Source organism: Microbulbifer celer (genome assembly GCF_020991125.1).
Classification (GTDB): Bacteria; Pseudomonadota; Gammaproteobacteria; order Pseudomonadales; family Cellvibrionaceae; genus Microbulbifer; species Microbulbifer celer.
Genome location: NZ_CP087715.1, coordinates 622467 through 641505 on the forward strand (window position 1 = coordinate 622467; position 19039 = coordinate 641505).

Genomic DNA, 19039 nt, shown 5'->3' on the forward strand with positions numbered 1-19039 from the left:
CAGACCTGCCCCGCGGGACACTCAACCGCCGGCAACCGCCGGTAGAATGGTGATGGTATCACTGGGGGAGACGGCGGTGGAGAGTTTTTCCTGAAAACGAATATCATCTTCATTGACATAAATATTCATGAATTTGTGGACCTCTTCGCCGCTCATCAGGCGCTCCCTGATTCCGGGGTATTGTTGCTCGAGGTTTTCAATGACCTCCCCGATGGTTCCGCCCGTCGTTTCCACTTCTTTCTGTTCTCCGGTAAGCGCGCGCAGAAGTGTTGGGATTTTGACTTTAATGGTCATGCTTGTTTCCTTTTTTCAGTGTGCGTTGCGATAAAACGCTGCGAGTAAATACGCGTTTGTGACGACTGCCTTGTTCACCTGTCGCTAAGTACGCGAGTGGCTTCCTCACTGACGCGCCCGTTGATGATGCGGTAACTGCGCACTTCGCCGCGGCTCTGTGTGGCCGTGGATACCAGCAGGTAGTGGACCTGGGGATCCCACGCATGCTGGATGTCTTCGCGGCTCGGAAATGCCCTACTGTGCGTGTGGGAGTGGTAGAACGCCAGCGGGGTTTCCTCGCGGTCTTCCATTTCCTGCCAGACGCGAAGCTGTTGTCGGGGGTCGAACTGGAAGAAGGTTTCCGAGCGCGCGGCATTGTCCATTTGGATCAGGCGGTGTTGGCTGCCGTCGCGCCCAGCGGCGATAATGCCGCAGGCTTCCAGCGGGTGCTCGCGGTATGCGTGTTCGAGGATGGCCTGAACATGGGATTCCTGAATCTTCAACATAACGGTGTCCTAAGTGTGAGCTAGGTCAGTACGCGGCTAACTCGGAATCGACTTCCCGTATCCAGGACAGGATGCCACCCTCCAGGTTATGCAGTTTGGTAAACCCCTTTTCCTGCAGAGCGAGCAGTGCCTGGCGCGAGCGCCCTCCCGCCTTGCAGTGCAGTATTAGCGGAGTTTCCTTGTCGATCCGTTCAAGACCGCGTCCGGCAAGCAGCTCCGCCAGGGGAATCGATATTGAACCTTCAATTTGACAGATTTCCCGCTCGCGCTGTTCGCGCACGTCTACCAGAAGGTGCGGATGTCCTTCGTGGCGCAGTTGCTTAAACGCTTGCACGCTGATGCCGGGCACTTCTGGCGTCGCTTCCGGCTCGCGATGGAGTCCACAGAAAAACTCGTAATCTTCCAGCCGGGTGATGGCGCGGCGCTCCGGATTGCGGCGGATGGGGAGTGTGCGGTAGCTCATATCCAGCGCGTCATACACCATCAGGCGACCCAGCAACGGGGTGCCGATACCGGTGAGGAGTTTGATGGCTTCGGTCGCCATGATGGACCCGATTGAGGCGCACAGGATACCCAGCACACCGCCCTCGGAGCATGATGGGGCATGTTCCGGTGGTGGCGGTTCCGGGTAGAGGTCGCGATAGTTGAGGCCGAGGCCGTCCGGGGCGTTTTCCCAGAACACAGATGCCTGGCCCTCAAAGCGGAATATGGAACCCCACACGTAGGGTTTTCCTGCCAGCACACAGGCGTCGTTGACCAGATAGCGCGTGGCGAAATTGTCAGTGCCGTCAACCACCAGGTCATAACGGGAGATGATATCTTCGGCATTGTCCACTTCGAGGCGCTGATCGTGGATCTCGACGGTAACAAACGGATTGATTTCACACAGCGTATCCCGCGCACTTTCCGATTTCTTACGGCCGACGTCGGACTCGCCGTGGATCACCTGGCGTTGCAGGTTAGAAACATCCACTCGATCAAATTCCACAATGCCAAGTGTGCCGACACCGGCGGCGGCCAGATAGAGCAGCGCCGGGGAGCCGAGTCCACCGGCGCCGACTACCAGCACACGGCTGTTTTTGAGGCGTTTCTGCCCCGGTAAACCGATATCGGGGAGTAGCAGGTGTCGGCTGTAGCGTTCGAGTTCCCGGTTGCTCAACGCCGCATCGGCCTCGACAAGAGGGGGGATTTTCATGATGTCGCCTTTCTTCGTCAGATTTTGCGCCATCAAACCGGCTTTGTTTCCTTGGCGCTATCAAGTGTTGCGCGCTCAATTGTCATTTTGCGAACACCCATAGCGAAGCGTTGCCAATAGCGTTCTTGCCGTGAAAGTGCAGCGCTCTGCAGTTTGTAGGTTCCTTGGTGCCAACTTCCTATCATCGTCCGCCGCGTATAACTTCAGGAAGGCACAATGAAAGTACGGCGACTCTGCGTGTGGTTTGCGGCCATTATTCAGTTTACTGGCGCTGGCGTGGCGTTCGCGCAGGACGATGGTCGCGGCGCTTTGGAACAAGTGGAAGTTTCGGCTGATGCGGAAACAGAGGCCGCACAGGCGCAACCGGCACGCGGCGTTGTGGCGCTGCACCCGGCGCACGTCGCAGGGGCTGATCTCAGCGCACTGGAGGCGCGCATTGCCAATGTGGCGGTCGAGGAATCCTCGGTGAAAACCCGTGTGGTGATACGAGGTATGTCGTCGATCGAGGCGGGGTTGCGGGACCCGGTGGGCTATGTGCTCGATGGGGTTTCCCTGCCACTGGGCGCCACACAGGCGCCCTATCGCCTGAATGTGGAGGCGATACAGGTGGAAAAGGGCGGTGAGAAAAACCAGCGTAGTGGCAATGCGCCGGCGGGAAGCATCCGGGTTGAATCGCGTCTTCCCAGCGACGCACTTGCCGCCGGTACCGGTTACTCCCACCTATGGCGCGAAGGCGCGGCGGGTCGGGAACCATCGCGGGCTCTGCAGGTATCTGCCGGAGGCCCCGTGTCGGAACCCATGGCACTGGCCGTTGCACTCAGGCACCTGGACGGTAATCCACCGTTTGACAATCTGATGGCTGCGCGCAAACCCCAGTGGCGCGCGGAAACGGACACCGCTCATGTGGCCTGGTCCTATCGCATTAACAATCAGACCGACATCCGCTTAGACAGCCACTGGGAACAAGAGGAGCGCGGCCGTGCCACCATGCGCTATCTGGAAGGGCCTTTGGCCACGGAGCGCTTTTCGGTCAATTACGACACAAAAACCCGCGATGCGCAGAAAAAGACGGTTCATTCCCTGCGATTGGAGCGCGACCTCGACGGGCTGCAGCTGGCGTCGACCACCGGTGTCACCGGTTATCGGCAGGATTTTGTCATGGACCTGGATGCCGGACCGATGAACACGCCACCGACGCTGTCTTCCCTGGAGGACCGCATGGTGTCGCAGGAGTTGCAACTGATGTCCGACGGGGCAGACGCCGCCTGGGCGTGGTCACTGGGTACTTACCTATCCCGCGAGGATACCGACGTGGATATGACGATAGGTCCGCAGCGGTTACAGCGACAAACTTCTCTGGAAAACGAAAATGCAGCGGTGCTGGGGCGAGTGAATTTTTTTCCGCTCGACTCGCTGGAGCTGGGGGTAGGGGGGCGCATCGAGCACAGCCGCCAGTCGGGCAGGCAGATACTTGCGGGACCAGTCGATGGCGGTTACACCATGGACGAGGGGTACACCGCGACCTTACCCAGCCTCTCTGCGGTGTACCACTGGCGGGAGAATGAATCTGTCTACGCGAGTTATTACCATGGCTATTTACCCGGGGGCTACAATTATGCTGCCGCCAGCGGTCCGGAAACATTTTCCTACGGCCCGGAAAAAAGTCGCAGCGCGGAGGCGGGGTACCGCGGTGCGCTTTGGGGCGGGGAGATGGACCATACTATCGCGCTGTTTTACACCCGCTTCCGGAACAAACAGCTGGTGGATTTTCTGCCCGGCGGTTTACAGACGATTTCCAATGCCGGTGTGGCGGATATACACGGCGTTGAGTACAACCTGAATGCGCCGCTGAGTGATCGCCTGACACTGCAGGCAAACCTCGGTTACCAGCACTCGGAAATCGAGGGCGATCGTATGACCTACACGCCCGAGTACACCTCGTCCCTGCTGCTGGATTACCGCTATTCCGCTGCGTGGACGGCGGAAATATCTGCGCACCATTCCAGTGGTTTTTATTTCGATCGACAGAATACCCTGGAGCAGCCGGAATACACCGTGGTAAATCTCCGTTTGCGCTATGCTCTCGGGGATATTCACGGTGCCGTCTCCATTGGCAATATTTTCGACGAAGTTGTTTATAGCCGCGCGTTGCGGACGACGGCCGGCGTGCTGGTGGAAGACAGCCGACCGCGCACGCTCGCTTTCTCAATTGGATACAGGATCTAGCGCCCTATGGCTATCGCCGTTGCCCCGGCTGCCCGTTACGGCAGCGATGCCCAGTATCGCCTCTTCGATCTATTGACCGCTCCGCTGCGCTGGGAAGTGCTGGCTGTTGCGCTGGAGTTGGGTATTTTCGATGACCTGGCAACCCCGCGCACCGCGGGTGAACTCGCGCAGCAGTATGTACTCGACGGCGAGGGAACCGAACTGCTGCTCAATGCGCTGGTGTCGCTCGGCGTAGTCGGTAAACAAGAGGGGGGCTATTGTGTCGACGGCGGTTTTGCTCCACTGCTGACATCCACTTCCGATGTTTCCATGTCCAGTCTGCTGACCTATCTGGGGGAAGTCCGGCACGTGAGTGCCGACAACATCATCGCGCTCCTTCGCGACAAACAGCAGGTGCAGACGGGGCCGGAAATGGTCCGTCCGGAATATTGGTCCCGGGCAGTGCGTGGACTGCGTTCCTTTCACCACTCGATAAGAAACCCGATTGTGATGGATATCTTGAGTGGGTTGCCCTGTTGGCCGGATGTCAAAAAATTACTCGATCTGGGTGCCGGATCGGAGAGCCTGGCGCAGGATATCTGCGCCGCGAGGCCGGATATCGACACTGTAATATTCGACCTGCCCGGGGTAGTGGACAATCTCAAGCGGCGGATTGCCGACGACGCTCGGATAAAGCTGCGTGGGGGGGACATGAACTGCGATGATCTGGGGACCGGCTATGACCTGATCTGGGCTTCCATGGTTTTTTACTACGCCCGCGACCTGACGTCTGTCATGGGGCGGATACGCCGGGCGCTGCGACCGGGTGGGGTGCTGATCAGTTTTCACGAAGAGCTCAACGATGACCGCACTGCACCCGAGTTTCACGTATTGGGGCGGTTGCACGCCGAGTTGAAATCCGGCCCCCTGTCTGTCGAACGGGGTTGTGTTCGCGCCGCGGCGGCAGAGGCCGGATTTCTCAATGTGCAATCGTTCAGCCTGGAAACGCCGTTCGGACAGATGGAGTTGGTGATCGGTACCGCGTGATGGGCTCTCATGCGCGGTGAGACGGGAGCGGCTGGTTGTGTGCGCGCTACTTCCGTTGTAGCGCGTCAGGAAAATTCTGAAGTGCGTTGTGTCAGTTTTTCTTCCGACCACCGATGGAAGCCTGCTGCTGCGTGGGACTGTCCAGACAGAAACTGCACCATTTGCGTTAACATGGCGGTTTTCTCGAATTGGACAGATGGGCGTTGATCTATGGGCACCACACTTTACTGGCACGATTACGAAACCTGGGGGACTGATCCGGGAGCCGACAAGCCCTCCCAGTTCGCCGGTATCCGCACCGATGAAGACCTCAATATCGTCGGCGAGCCCCTGATGATCTACGCGAAGCCGGCGAGCGACTGCCTGCCCCAGCCGATGGCGGCGCTGGTGACCGGGCTCGCTCCGCAGAAGGCATTGGCGGAGGGGATGCCGGAAATCGACTTTATCCGCTGTATTCTCGAAGAGCTGGGTGCACCTGGTACTTGCGGGGTGGGTTACAACAGCCTGCGCTTCGACGATGAGGTCACCCGCCACACCCTGTATCGCAACCTGCTGGATCCCTACGAGCGCGAATGGCGCTCCGGCAACAGCCGCTGGGACATCATCGATATGGTGCGCCTCACCTATGCGTTGCGCCCCGAGGGTATCCAGTGGCCACAGCGAGAAGCCGCGGATGGACAGACGGTGCCGTCTTTCCGCCTCGAAGAGCTTACTGCGGCCAACGGCATCAGCCACGAGGGCGCCCACGATGCGCTGTCGGACGTGCATGCCACCATCGATATGGCGCGTCTGATCCGCGACAGGCAGCCCAAACTCTACGAATACGTCTACAACCTGCGGCGTAAACAGGAAGTAGCGAAGCTGTTGAATCCGCGGGATCGCAAACCCCTGTTACACATCTCCGGCAAGGTTCCCGCCCAGCACGGGCACCTGACCTATGTGCAGCCCCTGGCGATGCATCCGGTAAACCGCAATGCGGTGATCTGCGCGAATCTGGCCATGGATCCGCAACCGATTCTGGACCTGGACGCGGATACCCTGCGCGAACGGCTCTACACGGCTCGCGACAAGTTGGGCGAGGGAGAGCTGCCCGCGGGGCTCAAGCTGATTCATATGAATCGCTGCCCGGTACTGGCACCGGCGAACATGTTGAGTGACCAACGTGCCGCGGAACTGAACATCGACAAGGCTGCCTGTGAAGCCAACTGGCGGACCCTGCAGGGGCTCGACCTGACGGACAAGCTGCACCGGGTTTTCCTCGACAGCGAGTTCCCGCCGAAGGACGTGGAAGGGCGCCTCTACGACGGCTTCCTGAACGACGCGGACCGCGACCTGTGCCGCCAGCTGCACAATGGGCTCGCCAGCCGTGGGCCTGAGGCGCTGGCCGGAGAGGTCCCATTTTCCGATTCACGCCTGCCGGAACTACTCTTTCGCCTACGGGCGCGCAATTACCCGGAGACCCTGAATGATGAAGAACAGGGGCGCTGGGAGGAGTGGCGTTTCCAGCGTCTGACGGACCCGGGGTTTGGCGGCAGTATTACCCTGGAGGCCTATTTCGAGGAGATTGCGCGGTTGCGGGAAGAGTTCCCGGACCGGAGTGACCTGCTGGATCAGCTGGAAGCCTGGGGCGACGCGTTGCTGGGTTGATTTTCTGGTGGATGTGCACCCACCAGGCGGAGGTTTTCATGTCTCTCTGTTCCAGAGACCGCCGCCCGCGTAGAATACCCGCCCGGTAAAGCAGCCGGTGATCCCGGCCGCAGTGTGCATTTAGTGGAGCAGCAATGGACTTTATCGGTTCCAATATCCTTTCTGTCAGCCAGTTTGATCGCGGCGACATCGATCGTATTTTCTCTGTGGCCGACACCATGGTCCCCTACGCCCGTCGGGAAAAAATCACCCGGGTTCTTGAGGGCGCCATCCTCGGCAACATGTTTCTCGAGCCCAGCACCCGCACCCGGGTGAGCTTCGGCTGCGCGTTCAACCTGCTCGGCGGCACTGTGCGTGAGACTGTGGGTATCTCCGCCAGCGCCCTGGCCAAGGGGGAATCCCTGTACGACACCGCGCGCGTGTTGTCGGGCTATTCCGACATCATCTGCATGCGTCACCCGCAGTCGGGCTCGGTGGCCGAGTTTGCCCAGGCCAGCCGGGTACCGGTGGTCAATGGCGGCGATGGTGCCAATGAGCACCCGACCCAGGCATTGTTGGACTTGTACACCATCCGCAAGGAACTGGAAGGCAAGGGCCGCTCTCTGGACAATTTCCGTATCGCGATGATCGGCGACCTGAAATATGGCCGTACCGTGCATTCGCTGTGCAAGCTGTTGTGTCTGTTTGAGAAGGTACAGCTGGTATTTGTTTCGCCGTCCGAGCTGGCGATGCCGGAGGCGGTGATTGAGCGCTTGCGCGAGGCGGGTCACGAGGTGACGATTTCCGATCAACTGGAGCAGTCGATCAAACATGTGGATATCGTGTACTCCACACGGATTCAGGAAGAGCGTTTTGAATCTCAGGAGGAGGCGGACCGCTACCGCGGGCGTTTCCGCCTGAACCGCGACATCTTCACACGCCATGCGGAGCCGAATACGGTGATCATGCATCCGCTGCCGCGGGATTCCCGTGCAGAGGCCAATGAGCTGGACCCGGATCTGAACGAGCACCCGAGCCTGGCGATTTTCCGTCAGACGGACAATGGCTTGCTGGTGCGGATGGCGTTGTTTGCGATGCTGCTGGGGGTGGAAGACAAGGTCGACGAATACGCGCGGCCGGTTACCTGGCAGACGCGACGCAATCAGGTCTGAATTAAAAAAACCGGCAAAACTGCCGGTTTTTTCGTTTGGGAGCGGTAAAAATCAGGCCGCTTCCAGCGCCTTGCGCACACTGGCCAACTTCACACACAGCACAAATACCGACATGGCGGTATCCAGCTCTTCCAGCGGCGGGAAGCTGGGGGCAATGCGGATATTGGTGTTTTCCGGGTCCTTGCCGTAGGGGAAGGTGGCGCCGGCGGGAGTGAGTTTTACTCCGGCCTCCGCAGAGAGGCGGATCACTTCTGATGCCACGTCCGGGCGGGTATTGAAAGATACGAAGTAACCGCCTTTCGGGCTTTCCCATTCGCCCAGGTCAGAATCGGCGAAGTTCTTTTCCAGATGTTCCAGTACACAGGCAAACTTGGGGCGCAGGATTTCCGCGTGCTTCTGCATGTGTTCTTTCAGCTGGGTCAGCTCAGGGAACAGGCGCGCGTGGCGCAGCTGGTTTACCTTGTCTGGACCGATGGTCATCGCCGACATCTGCTGCTTCAGGGAGGCCAGGTTTGCCGGGCTGGCACTGACGAATGCCACACCGGCGCCGGCGTGGGTTACCTTGGAGGTGGAGGCAAACTGGATCACGGAATCCGCGGTCTCATTGCCCAGTGCCGCTTCGCGGATATTGGGCAGTTTGACCTGGTGGTCCAGGTCGTGGATCGCGTAGGCGTTGTCCCAGAAGATACGGAAGCCGGGGTTGGCGATCTTGGCCAGTTGCGCCAGCCGATCCACGGTGTCCGCATCGTAGGTGACGCCGGTGGGGTTGGAGAACTTGGGCACGCACCACAGGCCGATGACCTGGTCGTCTTCCCGGATCTTCTGTTCCAGCACATCCATATCCGGACCGGTGGCGGTCATCGGTACGGTTTCCATGGCGATACCCAGCTGCTCACAGATGGCAAAGTGGCGGTCGTAGCCGGGTACCGGGCACAGGAATTTGGGCGCACTCATGTCTTTCCAAGGCTGATTGCCGGCAAAGCCGAACAGGTAGCCGGTGAGGACCGCGTGGTACATCAGGGTCAGGGAGCTGTTGCCGCCGGCGAGTACTTCGTCGAACGGCACTTGTAGCACATCTGCACCCAGTTCACGGGCCGCGGCGATGCCGTCGAGGCCGCCGTAGTTACGGGTATCGGCACCGTCGGGAGCGCGATAGTCGCCATTCAGGATGCCATCGAGTCCGTCCGACAGGCCGAGCTGGTCCGCAGACGGTTTGCCGCGGGTCAGGTCCAGGCTCAGGTTGTGCTGGCAGATGCGCTGGTATTGCTGCTCCAGTTCCTGTTGCCACTGTTGCAGCTGGTCGCGTTGGGCGTTGTCGATACGCACGGATATTCCTCTCTTGGCGGGTTGACGTTTTGGCGGGTTACAGGCGCAAGCCTGCGAGGCAGGGAGCTTATCGCAAGCGGGCGGATTGCGTCATGTTTTCTGACGGTTTTTCGCAGAAAAGGCCTTGAGAATGGCCATTTAGCAGAGTTTTTTGTTGCACATGAAACCGGTTGCCGGATGTGCGGGATACTCCTCAACCGTGGGATGGCCCAAGGTTATTGAATGATCCGGGGTTGCCGAATGGTCCTTGCGGTAGGAGAGAGTACGGCTCAGTGCTTCTGGGCCGCCAGATGGCGGAAGTCTTCTGCGTATTCCCTCAGGGTGTGTTTCAGGTGCTGGCGTTGCTCCGGGGTGGCGGAGAGAAGAAGCTCACTGGCCAGCTGGCGCGCCTGTGTCCTGAGTTGCTGGCGCATCTTCTGGTAGTCCGCAGGCCACAGGCTTTGTGGATCAATCAGCATCGTGCGCAACTGCTGCCGGTACCCTTCCGGTTTCTCCCGCAACACCTGGAGAAAAGTCTGCGCCCAGCGCTGGCGCTGGGCGTCGCGCAGTTTCGGATCGAACTGGGTAGTGGCTACGTGGCGATCGATGATCGCCTGCTGTTCATCGGTGACATCACCTAGCCAGCGGTCCGCCTGTTTGCGGAATTCCTTGATACGCTTGCGCTCGGTTTTCTCCCATTTTTTGCGGGATTCCTCCTGCTCCTTACGGATATTCTCCTCCAGTTGATCGATCTGCGCAGGATCCAGCTGAATCACCAGAGGCAGGATAAGGTCACTGAGCATCACCACGGCATTGTGCCACAGCCCGTCCACCCGGGTTTCGGCCTGTGTCAGTAGGGTATCCAGTTCCGTTGGGGTGGGGGCGGCGTTGATATCTACCTGTCCGGCAAGCTGTTCGAAAAAATCGGCGTAGCGGGGCAGTTGTGTCTGGCGATGCCAGCGATGAAACTCGTCGATGCGCAGTTCCAACAGGTCTTCCTGCGTGCCACCGAGGTCCAGGTACTTGTTGATGTTGCGTTCCATCCACCAATCCAGGTGCCCGTAGACCAGGCGCACACTGGAGCAGCCCGATAGCATCAACAGCAGCGCCAGCGCGAGCGGCAGCATACGCGAGAAACGGAAGGTGGCAGGCTGTGGAAAGGTGGTGGCAGTCATGGCGATAAATATAGTTGCTGTTTGCCGCCACCGTGTTGTGAAAAGCGTGTTGTGAAAAACGTTTTGCGAATTTTTGTGGGTATCAGTTTATCCACACCTCTACGCGGCTGTTTTTCACCGGCGCCTGTTCACTGTCTGCTGTGAGGGGGGCGAATGCGCCGAGGGCGAGGATGTTGCTGTCGCCCAGTCGGTGATCCCGCAGCAGGGATCCCTGAACCTTGAGGGCGCGAAAGCGGGAAATCAGGTCGGCGATATTGCTGTTGGCTCTGTTGTCTGAAAAGCCCACCAAGGTCAGCGAAAGGTCGCGGTTCTCTGCTTTTGCCATATAGTCCTGCAGGCGCTGGAGATCCCGCAGAGCGCGATTGTCCAGCTCGGTGCTGCCATCGGCAAAGCGAAAGGAAATGCTCAGGCGGGCGCCGTTCTCCATCAGGGCGCGATAGCCCTCCGGCGCATTGGCAAACGGGGTCATTTTCAGGGGGACCGGGGTCAGGTTGATAAAGCCGGTATCGGCAACCAGCGATTGGCCGCGTTGGGATTCTGCAAAGTGCAGAAAGTCCGCCGCGTCTGTGTGGTGAGTGGCGGGGTTGCGGTAGAGGTACAGGCGCCGGGTCAGGGGAAAGTCTTCGGTGGCAATGATGCCGGCATCCGGCACCACTGCGGCGAGCTGTCCCGCCTTGATCGCGACTTTATGCAAACCTTCTGCGTCTGCGAAAGGGACGTAGCCGATTGCACCGGGGGTGTTCAGGACTCGCTCGCGGGTTTCGTGGTTGCCGGCGACCTCATCGGCGGGCGAGCGAGCGGGGGCATTGCTGCCGAACACTTCTTTGTCGAACGTGGCGCGGGTACCGGATTCGCGGTCCCGGTGCAGCGGCTGTATCGGCAGGTTTCTACCGCCCAGTTGTTGCCAGTTACGGATCTCGCCGCGGTAGATACCACCGAGTTGCTCAAGGGTGAGCTGTTGGACGGGGTTGTCTTTGTGCACCGCAATCACCAGCGCGTCGAGGCCGATCACATGCTCTGCATCGGCACTGGTGAGGTTGCCAAAGCGGGACAGCATGTTCACTTCGCTGTCTTTTATGCGACGGGACGCCATGGCGATGTCGGCGGTGTCCTGGTCCAGCGCTTTGAACCCGGTGCTGGATCCGAGAGCGATAATCGGGATTTCGACGGCAGTGCCATTCAAGTCTGCCGTGATCCAGTGGCGTTCATCACGGGTGCGCTGTCGAATACGGGTAGCGCCGCGAGTCTCCAGCCAGGATTTGACCAGGGCGGGGGCGAGGTCGGCGCCGATGGTATTGGAGCCGGTCATCCGGAACAGGGTGACAGGGGTGTTGCTGGTTTCCATTCTCGCTGGAGCGGCATTGGTCTCCAGCCACGGCAAGGCCGTGATCACCGCCAGCAGCAGGCCACCCAGTAGCGCATGCTTGTTTTCCATTCTTGCTTACCCCCTGTACATCCTCGTTGCAGTTTCCGGTCGGCCCGCGGGTCGTAACCGACCGTTTCAGGCGCGCGCTTTATCGCAGAAAAGTGTGACGGGGTTATTGCAAACAGGTGGTACTGGCTCAAGTTACGGCTGGGGAGTGCTGCATTCGCGGCCCGCAGGTGGAAACGTGGAGAAGGTGACGCGGAAGTACGGAGAAGGTGAAGTGATGTGCGGGCGTACAAGAAAAAAATGACGCCCCGATACATCGAGGCCAAAAAAAATTTCAAAAATGGCATGACAACGCTGTCATTTGTCTTGTAGTATCACTCCCATATTGACATTGGCGCCGTGCGCGCCGGGTCGGATCGCCCTGGGGAACAGCGTCTGCTGTGGGGAATCCGGTGAGGACACATAACAATAGAAAATCTTAGGGGCCGGTACTGATGGTTGCTTTGAGAGACAGCAGGGAAATTCTTTACGTTGGCGTCGACGGAGGTGGCAGCAAATGCCGGGCCTCGATCTTCGACGCAGACCGCCGCCTGTTGGGTACCGGTGTATCCGGACCAGCAAACCCCCTTCATGGTTACGCTCAAACCATCGATTCTATCGTGCGCTCTGCAGCCCTGGCTGTGGCGGATGCCGGCTTGCCGGCAGAAACCATGGGTCAGCTGGTGGCTGGCGTCGGTCTTGCGGGCGTCAACATGCCCCGGCTCTACAATGAAATGAGTGCCTGGGTGCACCCCTTCAAACAGATGTTTCTGACTACAGATCAGCACTCTGCCTGCCTTGGCGCCCATCGCGGCGGCGATGGCGCGGTGATTATCGCCGGCACTGGCTCTGTGGGTTACTCCTATGTCAACGGTCGCAGTGAAATCGTTGGTGGCCACGGCTTCCCTCACGGCGATAAAGGCAGTGGTGCCTGGCTGGGGATGGAAGCGGTCAAATACCTGCTGATGGCGATGGAAGGGCTGGCGCAAGACTCGCAGCTCAAAGCCGAGCTGCAGAAGGTGCTGGATACAGAGGATCCCTACGACGTCATCGAGTTGATGGCCGGCAAGCCATCCAGTCAGTACGCCAAGTTGGCCGTGCCGGTGGTGGAGTGCGCTGAGGCGGACGATCCGGTCGCCGTCGCTATCATGCGTGATGGTGCAGCATACATCAGTGATCTTGCTGACAAGTTGATGGAAGGGAAGCCGCCGAGACTGGCCATGATTGGCGGGCTGGCGCCGCGTCTCAAGCCGTGGTTGAAGCCCCATGTGGCGGAGAGGGTTTCCGACCCGCTGGATCCGCCGGAGCTCGGCTGTGTGTACTTCGCCCAGCATTCCCTGGCGGCACAGGCCAAGAGCGGTGCCCAGTCGGCGGAAGAAGTCGATGCAAAAGCGCTCTTTGGATAAGCGCGCAATACCGATACAACATTCAGATTGACGATACGGACAGAGTTTTATGAGCGCAGTGACGCCCACGGGGGCAATAGACCCGAACAAGGTGGATGCATCTATGGCGATGACAGTGATGGAAACCGAGGCCCGTGAGGCCCCGAATCGTATTGCCGAGCAGCTCGAGAGCAATGCCGGCATCATGGCTGCGCTGGGTGAGCGCCTGCGCGCAAAGCCGCCGCGCTTCGTGATGATCGTAGGGCGAGGCTCTTCCGATCACGCTGGTGTTTTCGCCAAGTACCTGATTGAAATCGAGACCGGTACTCCGACTTTTGCCGCGGCGCCGTCGGTTTCCAGTGTGTACGGCAAAAAACTGAAGCTGGAAGACGCGCTGGTCATCGTTATTTCCCAGTCTGGTCGCAGCCCGGACATCCTGGCCCAGGCACAGATGGCCAAGGACGCCGGTGCCTACACCGTAGCGCTGGTGAATGATGAGTCTGCACCGATCAAAGATATCGTCGACCAGATGGTGCCGCTGAAAGCGGGGCCGGAGATGGCCGTCGCCGCGACCAAAAGTTATCTCGCGACGCTCTCCGCCGTGCTGCAGCTGGTGGCCAACTGGACCGAAAACGCGGAACTGAAAAGCGCGGTAGAAGCACTGCCCGAAACCCTCAGTGAAGCGGTTAATTCCGACGTGCAACTACGGCCGGAAGATGTGGCCGCAGTGAAGAATCTGGTGGTGCTGGGGCGCGGTCCCGGTTACGGCATCACCCGCGAGTTGGCGTTGAAGATGAAAGAGGTCTGCAACATTCATGCGGAGTCTTTCTCCAGCGCGGAATTCCTGCACGGCCCGGTCACGCTGGTGGAGCAGAAGCTTACCGTGGTCAATGTGCCGATCGAAGATGAATCCTATCAGGCGCACAGTGAACAGATCGCCGACATCATCCGTCGCGGCGGTACCCTGATCAACCTGCATGTGCCGAGCAAGGGCGTGCATCCACGCGTGGCACCGCTGGCGTTGCTGCAGCGTTTTTATATCGACGTGGCCCATGTGGCAGTAAGCCGGGGGATCAATCCGGACGAGCCGGCAGGACTTAAGAAAGTCACCCAGACTGTCTGAGTGTTTGATTGAGGCTTTTTGATTGAGATTGGAGTAGTCCAGTGGCGCAGGCGTTTATCGCAGAACAGTTATTCGACGGCGAACAACTCCACCGCAATGTGGCGCTGACCATCGATGGGGGCAAGGTTGTCGCTCTTGGTGGTGAGCCTGCGGCTAATGCTGTGCGCCTTTGCGGACTGCTTGCGCCGGGGCTGATCGATGTGCAGGTCAATGGTGGCGGTGGGGCACTGTTTAACAATGACCCCAGCGTAAACGCCCTGGGCAAGATGTCTTCCGCCCACGCGCGCTTTGGCACCACTGGTTTTATGCCGACACTGATTACTGACGAAGTGGCGGTAATGCAGAAAGCAGCGGATGCCGTGGCGGCCGCGTTGAAAGAGGGTGTGCCCGGTGTGATCGGCGTGCACTTTGAAGGGCCGCATTTGAGTGTGCCGAAGAAAGGCACCCACGAAGAAAAGTTTATTCGCCCGCTGAGCGAAGAAGAACTGGCCATTTTTGCCCGCGAAGATCTGGGGCTGAAGATGGTCACCCTGGCGCCTGAAAATGTAGCGCCGGAGGATATTGAAAAACTGGTGTCGCTGGACGTCAAGGTCTGCCTTGGGCACTCCAATGCCGACGGCAAAACCGCGGCCGCAGCGGTCGCCGCTGGCGCGACGGGCTTTACCCATCTGTACAACGCCATGTCGCCGCTGCATTCCCGGGATCCGGGCATGGTGGGCACGGCGCTCATCAGTGACGGCTGTTGGTGCGGGTTGATTGCCGATGGCCACCATGTGAGCCCGGAAGCGATGACACTGGCGATCAAAGCCAAGCCGCGCGGCAAGATCATGCTGGTGACCGATGCCATGTCACTGGTGGGTAGTGAAGAGAAAAGTTTTCCGCTGTTCGATCGCATCGTGACACGGCAGGGGGACAAGTTGACCTCCACCACCGGCGAGCTCGCCGGCTCGCATCTGGATATGATCGGGGCGGTGCGCAATACCCACAACTGGTGTGGGGTTGAGCTGACCGAAGCGCTGCGCATGGCCGGGTTGTATCCGGCGCAATTCCTCGGTACCGAGGCCGGTCGAATCGGCGAAGGCGCTCAGGCGGATTTGATTTTATTGGATGACGAACTTCAGGTTCAAAAAACCTGGATTAACGGACAGGAAGTGTTCACGGCCTGAATTTGCGCTGGTATATGCAGTAGCCATGTGAAGGTTTTTGTTCGATAACGATGACTCAAATGCATTGAGTCACAGTGAGCCAACAACTGGCAGAACGATAATAAAAGGTGAGTCTATGAATACCGCAGCCGTTGCTCAGAGTGAAACGCGCAACAGCGTTTTGCCCATGGTCATTATTGGCCTACTGTTCTTTATTTTCGGTTTTGTCACCTGGCTGAACGGCGCATTGATCCCGTTCCTGCAGACGATCTGTGATCTGACAGCGTTTCAGGCGATGCTGGTGGCCTCCGCTTTTTATATTGCCTATACCGTGATGGCGTTGCCGATGGCGGCCATCATCGAGCGCACGGGCTACAAAAACGGCATGGCGCTCGGCCTGGCGTTAGTAGGCGTCGGCGCGCTGATTTTTATCCCGGCGGCCTATACCCGCATGTTCGGCATCTTCCTGCTGGCACAGTTCGTGGTTGGCTCCGGCCTCACGATTCTGCAGACCGCTTCCAACCCCTATGTGGTCAAGCTGGGTAACCCGGAAACTGCTGCGGTGCGCATCAGTATCATGGGGCTGTTGAACAAGGCTGCCGGTATCGTGGCGCCGCTGGTGTTCACTGCGCTGGTACTCTCCGGTATTACCGGTATTTCCGAAGCGGAACTGGCTGCAATGAGTGCCGCCGCAAAAGAAGCCAAGTTGGCGGAATTGGCTGGACAGCTGGTTTCCCCCTACATCGGCATGGCTATCCTCGGCTTTATCCTCGCAGTAGCGATGCTGTTTGTGCCGCTGCCGGATATTGAAGACGAAGTGATCGAAGGTCAGGAGGAGGTCGCGGTAACCCTGCCAGTACTGCTGAAGTTCCCGCAGCTGATTCTCGGTTCCATCGCCCTGTTCTGTTATGTCGGGGTTGAGGTGATTGCCGGTGATGCGATCGGTCTGCTGGGCAAGCAGGCGGGTGTGGACGCGTCAACCGCCTCCCAGCTGACTGCCTATACCATGACTTTTATGGTGATTGGATATATCGCCGGGATTATCGCCATTCCCCGCTTTATCAGCCAGCAGACCGCGCTGTTGATGTCCGCGGTGATGGGCATGATTTTCACTGGTCTGGTCATGACCGGTTCTCTGGAAAGCACGGCGCTCTCTGCGGCGAGCCTGTCCCTGTTCGGCCTGCCGGAAGTCCCCAACGCCGTATTCTTTGTTGCCCTGTTGGGCCTGGCCAATGCCATGTGCTGGCCGGCAATCTGGCCGCTGGCGCTGGAAGGCCTGGGTAAGTTCACCTCCAAGGGTGCAGCCCTGTTGATCATGGGTATCTCCGGCGGTGCGGTATTGCCGCCCGTGTACGGACACTTTGCCGACACCGGTGATGGCCAGATGGCGTACATGATCTCTTTCCCGGCTTACCTGTTCATTCTGTTTTACGCGCTCAAAGGGCACAAAATGCGCAGCTGGAAGTAAGCGCATTCACTCCGTCAGAAAATACTTATTGTCAGTTAGGATTTAGTGGATTGGCGGCTTAAGGAAAAGTCGCCGTGCCGGCCAGGCGCCGGCACAGACCTCGGTTCGCCGGGGTAGTAACCGAGAAGTGGAAGGAATTGTTTTTTGGTTGCCGGTTTTTATGTTTCTCTCTTTGGTTCTCGTCATCTTTGCCCTCTTTGTGAGGGCATTTTTTTGCCTGGAAATTGCGACCGTGTCATCGCGCAAATAAATCGTTGAGTGCCTGTCAGGTGCCGGGCGCCTGGCCGGTGGAGTCGCGTACCACGAGTTCCGGTACAAAGTTCTTCATGATCCCCGCGTCCTTGTTGGCCGATGCGCTCTCAGAGGCGCTTTTGCTGCGTGCCTTGTTCAGCACCAGGGCGGCAGCACAGCGGGCGATTTCGATATTGGGCTGGTGGGCGGTGGTCAGCTTGGGCCAAGTCTGGCGAGAGAAGGGGCTGTCTTCAAACCCGACAATTGACAGCTGCTCGGGAATGGCTACATGCATCAGTCGCGAGGCGAACAGTGCGCCGGCTGCCATTTCATCGTTACTGGCAAAGATGGCGGTGGGGGGCTGCTCTGCTGCCAGTAGCGCTTTGGCCCCGGAAACGCCGGAGTCGAAGGAGTACTCGCCGGGAATGATCAGGGTGGGGTCTACTTCAATACCTGCCTGCTGCAGGGCGCGGGTGTAGCCGTCGAGACGTCCGTGTGTGGAAACGTGCTCCTCGCCACCACAGAGAAACCCGATTCGGCGATGACCGTGTTCAATCAGATGTTTGGTGATGTCGTAGGCAGCAGCACCATCATCAATCTGGATGCAGTTGTCCTCATCCCCGTGGGCGGCGTCGCTGGAAACAATGCGCACATAGTCCAGACCAAGCCGTTTGACTTCGTCAATCACGGATTGTGTTTCGGAGAAGGGGGGAGTCAGCACAACCCCGGCCACTTTGGAGTTTTCTACCAGGCCGCGCAGCTCATCATTGACTGAGTCGGACTTGGCGTTGCTCGGGTGGATCAGCAGTTCATAGCCCCGCGCCTTACAAGTTTCGAGGATGCCGTTCTGCATGTCGATCACGTAATAGGCGTTGGGGTTGTCGTAGATCAGCGCAATGGTGTAGCTGCGGGTGCCCGCAAGATTGCGGGCAGCCAGGTTGGGCTGGTAATTGAGCGCGGCGACCGCATCCATCACTTTTTTGCGTGTGGCGGGTCTTACCGAGGGTTCGTTGTTGATGACCCGCGAGACAGTCTTTATCGAGACTCCGGCTTGTGCGGCCACATCATTGATTGTGCTTTTCATTGCTAGGCGCTGATTCCTTGTCCTTGCTAGCCGGACAGTTTACCCGGTTACACGCAGAGGGACGATGGCTTTGTGGTCATTCATGTTCTCGGGCGAGCAGGTTCGCCGATCTTGACGTTATTTTCGCCAGTTTAGTGGTCCCCTTGACCGGCCTCACTGCGGATATGAAATAAAACTACAGTTTCGGGGACCGTTTTTGCGTGGGGTAGGGGAGAGGTGCATCTGAGGGATATCTGAACAGATCTATATGATAGCGCTATCAATCGCCCGGGAATAAGGGTGGTTGCGTCACTCCTAAATATCGGCTTGCGTCGCGTAACTACAGGTGTGGCGGCGAATGTGTTGTTGGAGTATTCCCCGGCGACAGGGAGAGCGGCAGCGCTTGAAAGGTCTTGTAGTTTTACTACATAATGTCGTCTCGACAGCCTGTAGAAGAACATGAGTGGCAGGCGCGTCAGGCCCTGGGTCCGGTGAATCCTCAAGATTTCGAGGCTGTCGGGACAGGTGGATAGGTAAAACAAGACAAGAAGAAATAAGAAGACTCGCCCGTTCCATGTACGCACGGGTGGAAAGTCCGGTAGCACCATACTCTTAAAGCAACGGCTCTCCGTTAGTGTCGGAGCGCTTCAGTTGCACTTGAAAGGCATCAGTTTTCCGCCGGCAGTAGACCGGCGCAGCGACATCGGGG

The 19039-nt window shown here is 58.7% G+C and carries 15 protein-coding genes; 8 read left to right on the forward strand and 7 right to left on the reverse strand.

Annotated features, from left to right (window positions below):
• Window positions 1-21 precede the first annotated feature (21 nt).
• The 3 genes from LPW13_RS02370 to moeB all read right to left on the reverse strand — a co-directional run bounded on the left by LPW13_RS02370 (window position 22) and on the right by moeB (window position 1974).
• Entirely contained in the window at window positions 22-294 is a 273-nt protein-coding gene (locus tag LPW13_RS02370) for a MoaD family protein (protein WP_230437850.1), read from the reverse strand.
• Between the two features lie 74 nt (window positions 295-368).
• A complete protein-coding gene (locus LPW13_RS02375) occupies window positions 369-779 on the reverse strand; it encodes a Mov34/MPN/PAD-1 family protein (RefSeq protein ID WP_230437851.1) in 411 nt (136 codons plus the stop codon).
• Between the two features lie 25 nt (window positions 780-804).
• Window positions 805-1974, reverse strand: coding sequence for a molybdopterin-synthase adenylyltransferase MoeB (gene moeB / locus LPW13_RS02380; protein WP_230437852.1), 1170 nt, complete (start codon window positions 1972-1974; stop codon window positions 805-807).
• A gap of 216 nt (window positions 1975-2190) precedes the next feature.
• Between moeB and LPW13_RS02385 the strand changes: the two genes are divergently transcribed.
• The 4 genes from LPW13_RS02385 to LPW13_RS02400 all read left to right on the forward strand — a co-directional run bounded on the left by LPW13_RS02385 (window position 2191) and on the right by LPW13_RS02400 (window position 8024).
• Window positions 2191-4200, forward strand: a complete 2010-nt coding sequence (locus LPW13_RS02385) for a TonB-dependent receptor (RefSeq protein ID WP_230437853.1) — start codon at window positions 2191-2193, stop codon at window positions 4198-4200.
• A gap of 6 nt (window positions 4201-4206) precedes the next feature.
• Window positions 4207-5226, forward strand: coding sequence for a methyltransferase (locus LPW13_RS02390; RefSeq protein WP_230437854.1), 1020 nt, complete (start codon window positions 4207-4209; stop codon window positions 5224-5226).
• Between the two features lie 210 nt (window positions 5227-5436).
• Complete coding sequence (sbcB, locus tag LPW13_RS02395; protein WP_230437855.1) at window positions 5437-6873, forward strand: exodeoxyribonuclease I; 1437 nt, start codon at window positions 5437-5439, stop codon at window positions 6871-6873.
• 134 nt (window positions 6874-7007) lie between these two features.
• Window positions 7008-8024 carry an aspartate carbamoyltransferase gene (locus LPW13_RS02400; protein ID WP_230437856.1) on the forward strand — a complete coding sequence of 339 codons (1017 nt, stop codon included), beginning with the start codon at window positions 7008-7010 and terminating at the stop codon, window positions 8022-8024.
• Between the two features lie 51 nt (window positions 8025-8075).
• Here the strand turns inward: LPW13_RS02400 and LPW13_RS02405 are convergent, their stop codons facing one another.
• From LPW13_RS02405 to LPW13_RS02415, 3 genes are all read right to left on the reverse strand, one after another.
• A complete protein-coding gene (locus tag LPW13_RS02405) occupies window positions 8076-9350 on the reverse strand; it encodes an aminotransferase class I/II-fold pyridoxal phosphate-dependent enzyme (protein WP_230437857.1) in 1275 nt (424 codons plus the stop codon).
• Between the two features lie 269 nt (window positions 9351-9619).
• Window positions 9620-10504 (reverse strand): DUF6279 family lipoprotein, encoded by an 885-nt coding sequence (locus tag LPW13_RS02410; RefSeq protein ID WP_230437858.1) that lies wholly within the window; start codon window positions 10502-10504, stop codon window positions 9620-9622.
• An 82-nt stretch (window positions 10505-10586) separates the two neighbouring features.
• A complete protein-coding gene (locus LPW13_RS02415; RefSeq protein ID WP_230437859.1) occupies window positions 10587-11939 on the reverse strand; it encodes a substrate-binding domain-containing protein in 1353 nt (450 codons plus the stop codon).
• Between the two features lie 431 nt (window positions 11940-12370).
• On the opposite strand from LPW13_RS02415, the gene nagK reads away from it, so the two are divergent.
• The 4 genes from nagK (at window position 12371) to LPW13_RS02435 (ending at window position 17036) form a co-directional block, all read left to right on the forward strand.
• On the forward strand, window positions 12371-13321 hold the full coding sequence (gene nagK / locus LPW13_RS02420) for an N-acetylglucosamine kinase (RefSeq protein ID WP_230437860.1): 951 nt from the start codon (window positions 12371-12373) through the stop codon (window positions 13319-13321).
• A 49-nt stretch (window positions 13322-13370) separates the two neighbouring features.
• Window positions 13371-14423: a glucosamine-6-phosphate deaminase NagB-II gene (gene nagB-II / locus LPW13_RS02425; protein WP_230437861.1), complete on the forward strand. Its 1053-nt coding sequence runs from the start codon at window positions 13371-13373 to the stop codon at window positions 14421-14423.
• Window positions 14424-14464: 41 nt separating this feature from the next.
• The gene (gene nagA / locus LPW13_RS02430) at window positions 14465-15589 is read left to right on the forward strand and encodes an N-acetylglucosamine-6-phosphate deacetylase (protein WP_230437862.1); all 1125 of its coding nucleotides are present in this window, start codon (window positions 14465-14467) and stop codon (window positions 15587-15589) included.
• Between the two features lie 115 nt (window positions 15590-15704).
• Window positions 15705-17036 (forward strand): sugar MFS transporter, encoded by a 1332-nt coding sequence (locus tag LPW13_RS02435; protein ID WP_230437863.1) that lies wholly within the window; start codon window positions 15705-15707, stop codon window positions 17034-17036.
• A 265-nt stretch (window positions 17037-17301) separates the two neighbouring features.
• Here the strand turns inward: LPW13_RS02435 and LPW13_RS02440 are convergent, their stop codons facing one another.
• Window positions 17302-18351 carry a LacI family DNA-binding transcriptional regulator gene (locus LPW13_RS02440; RefSeq protein ID WP_230437864.1) on the reverse strand — a complete coding sequence of 350 codons (1050 nt, stop codon included), beginning with the start codon at window positions 18349-18351 and terminating at the stop codon, window positions 17302-17304.
• Window positions 18352-19039: the final 688 nt, after the last annotated feature.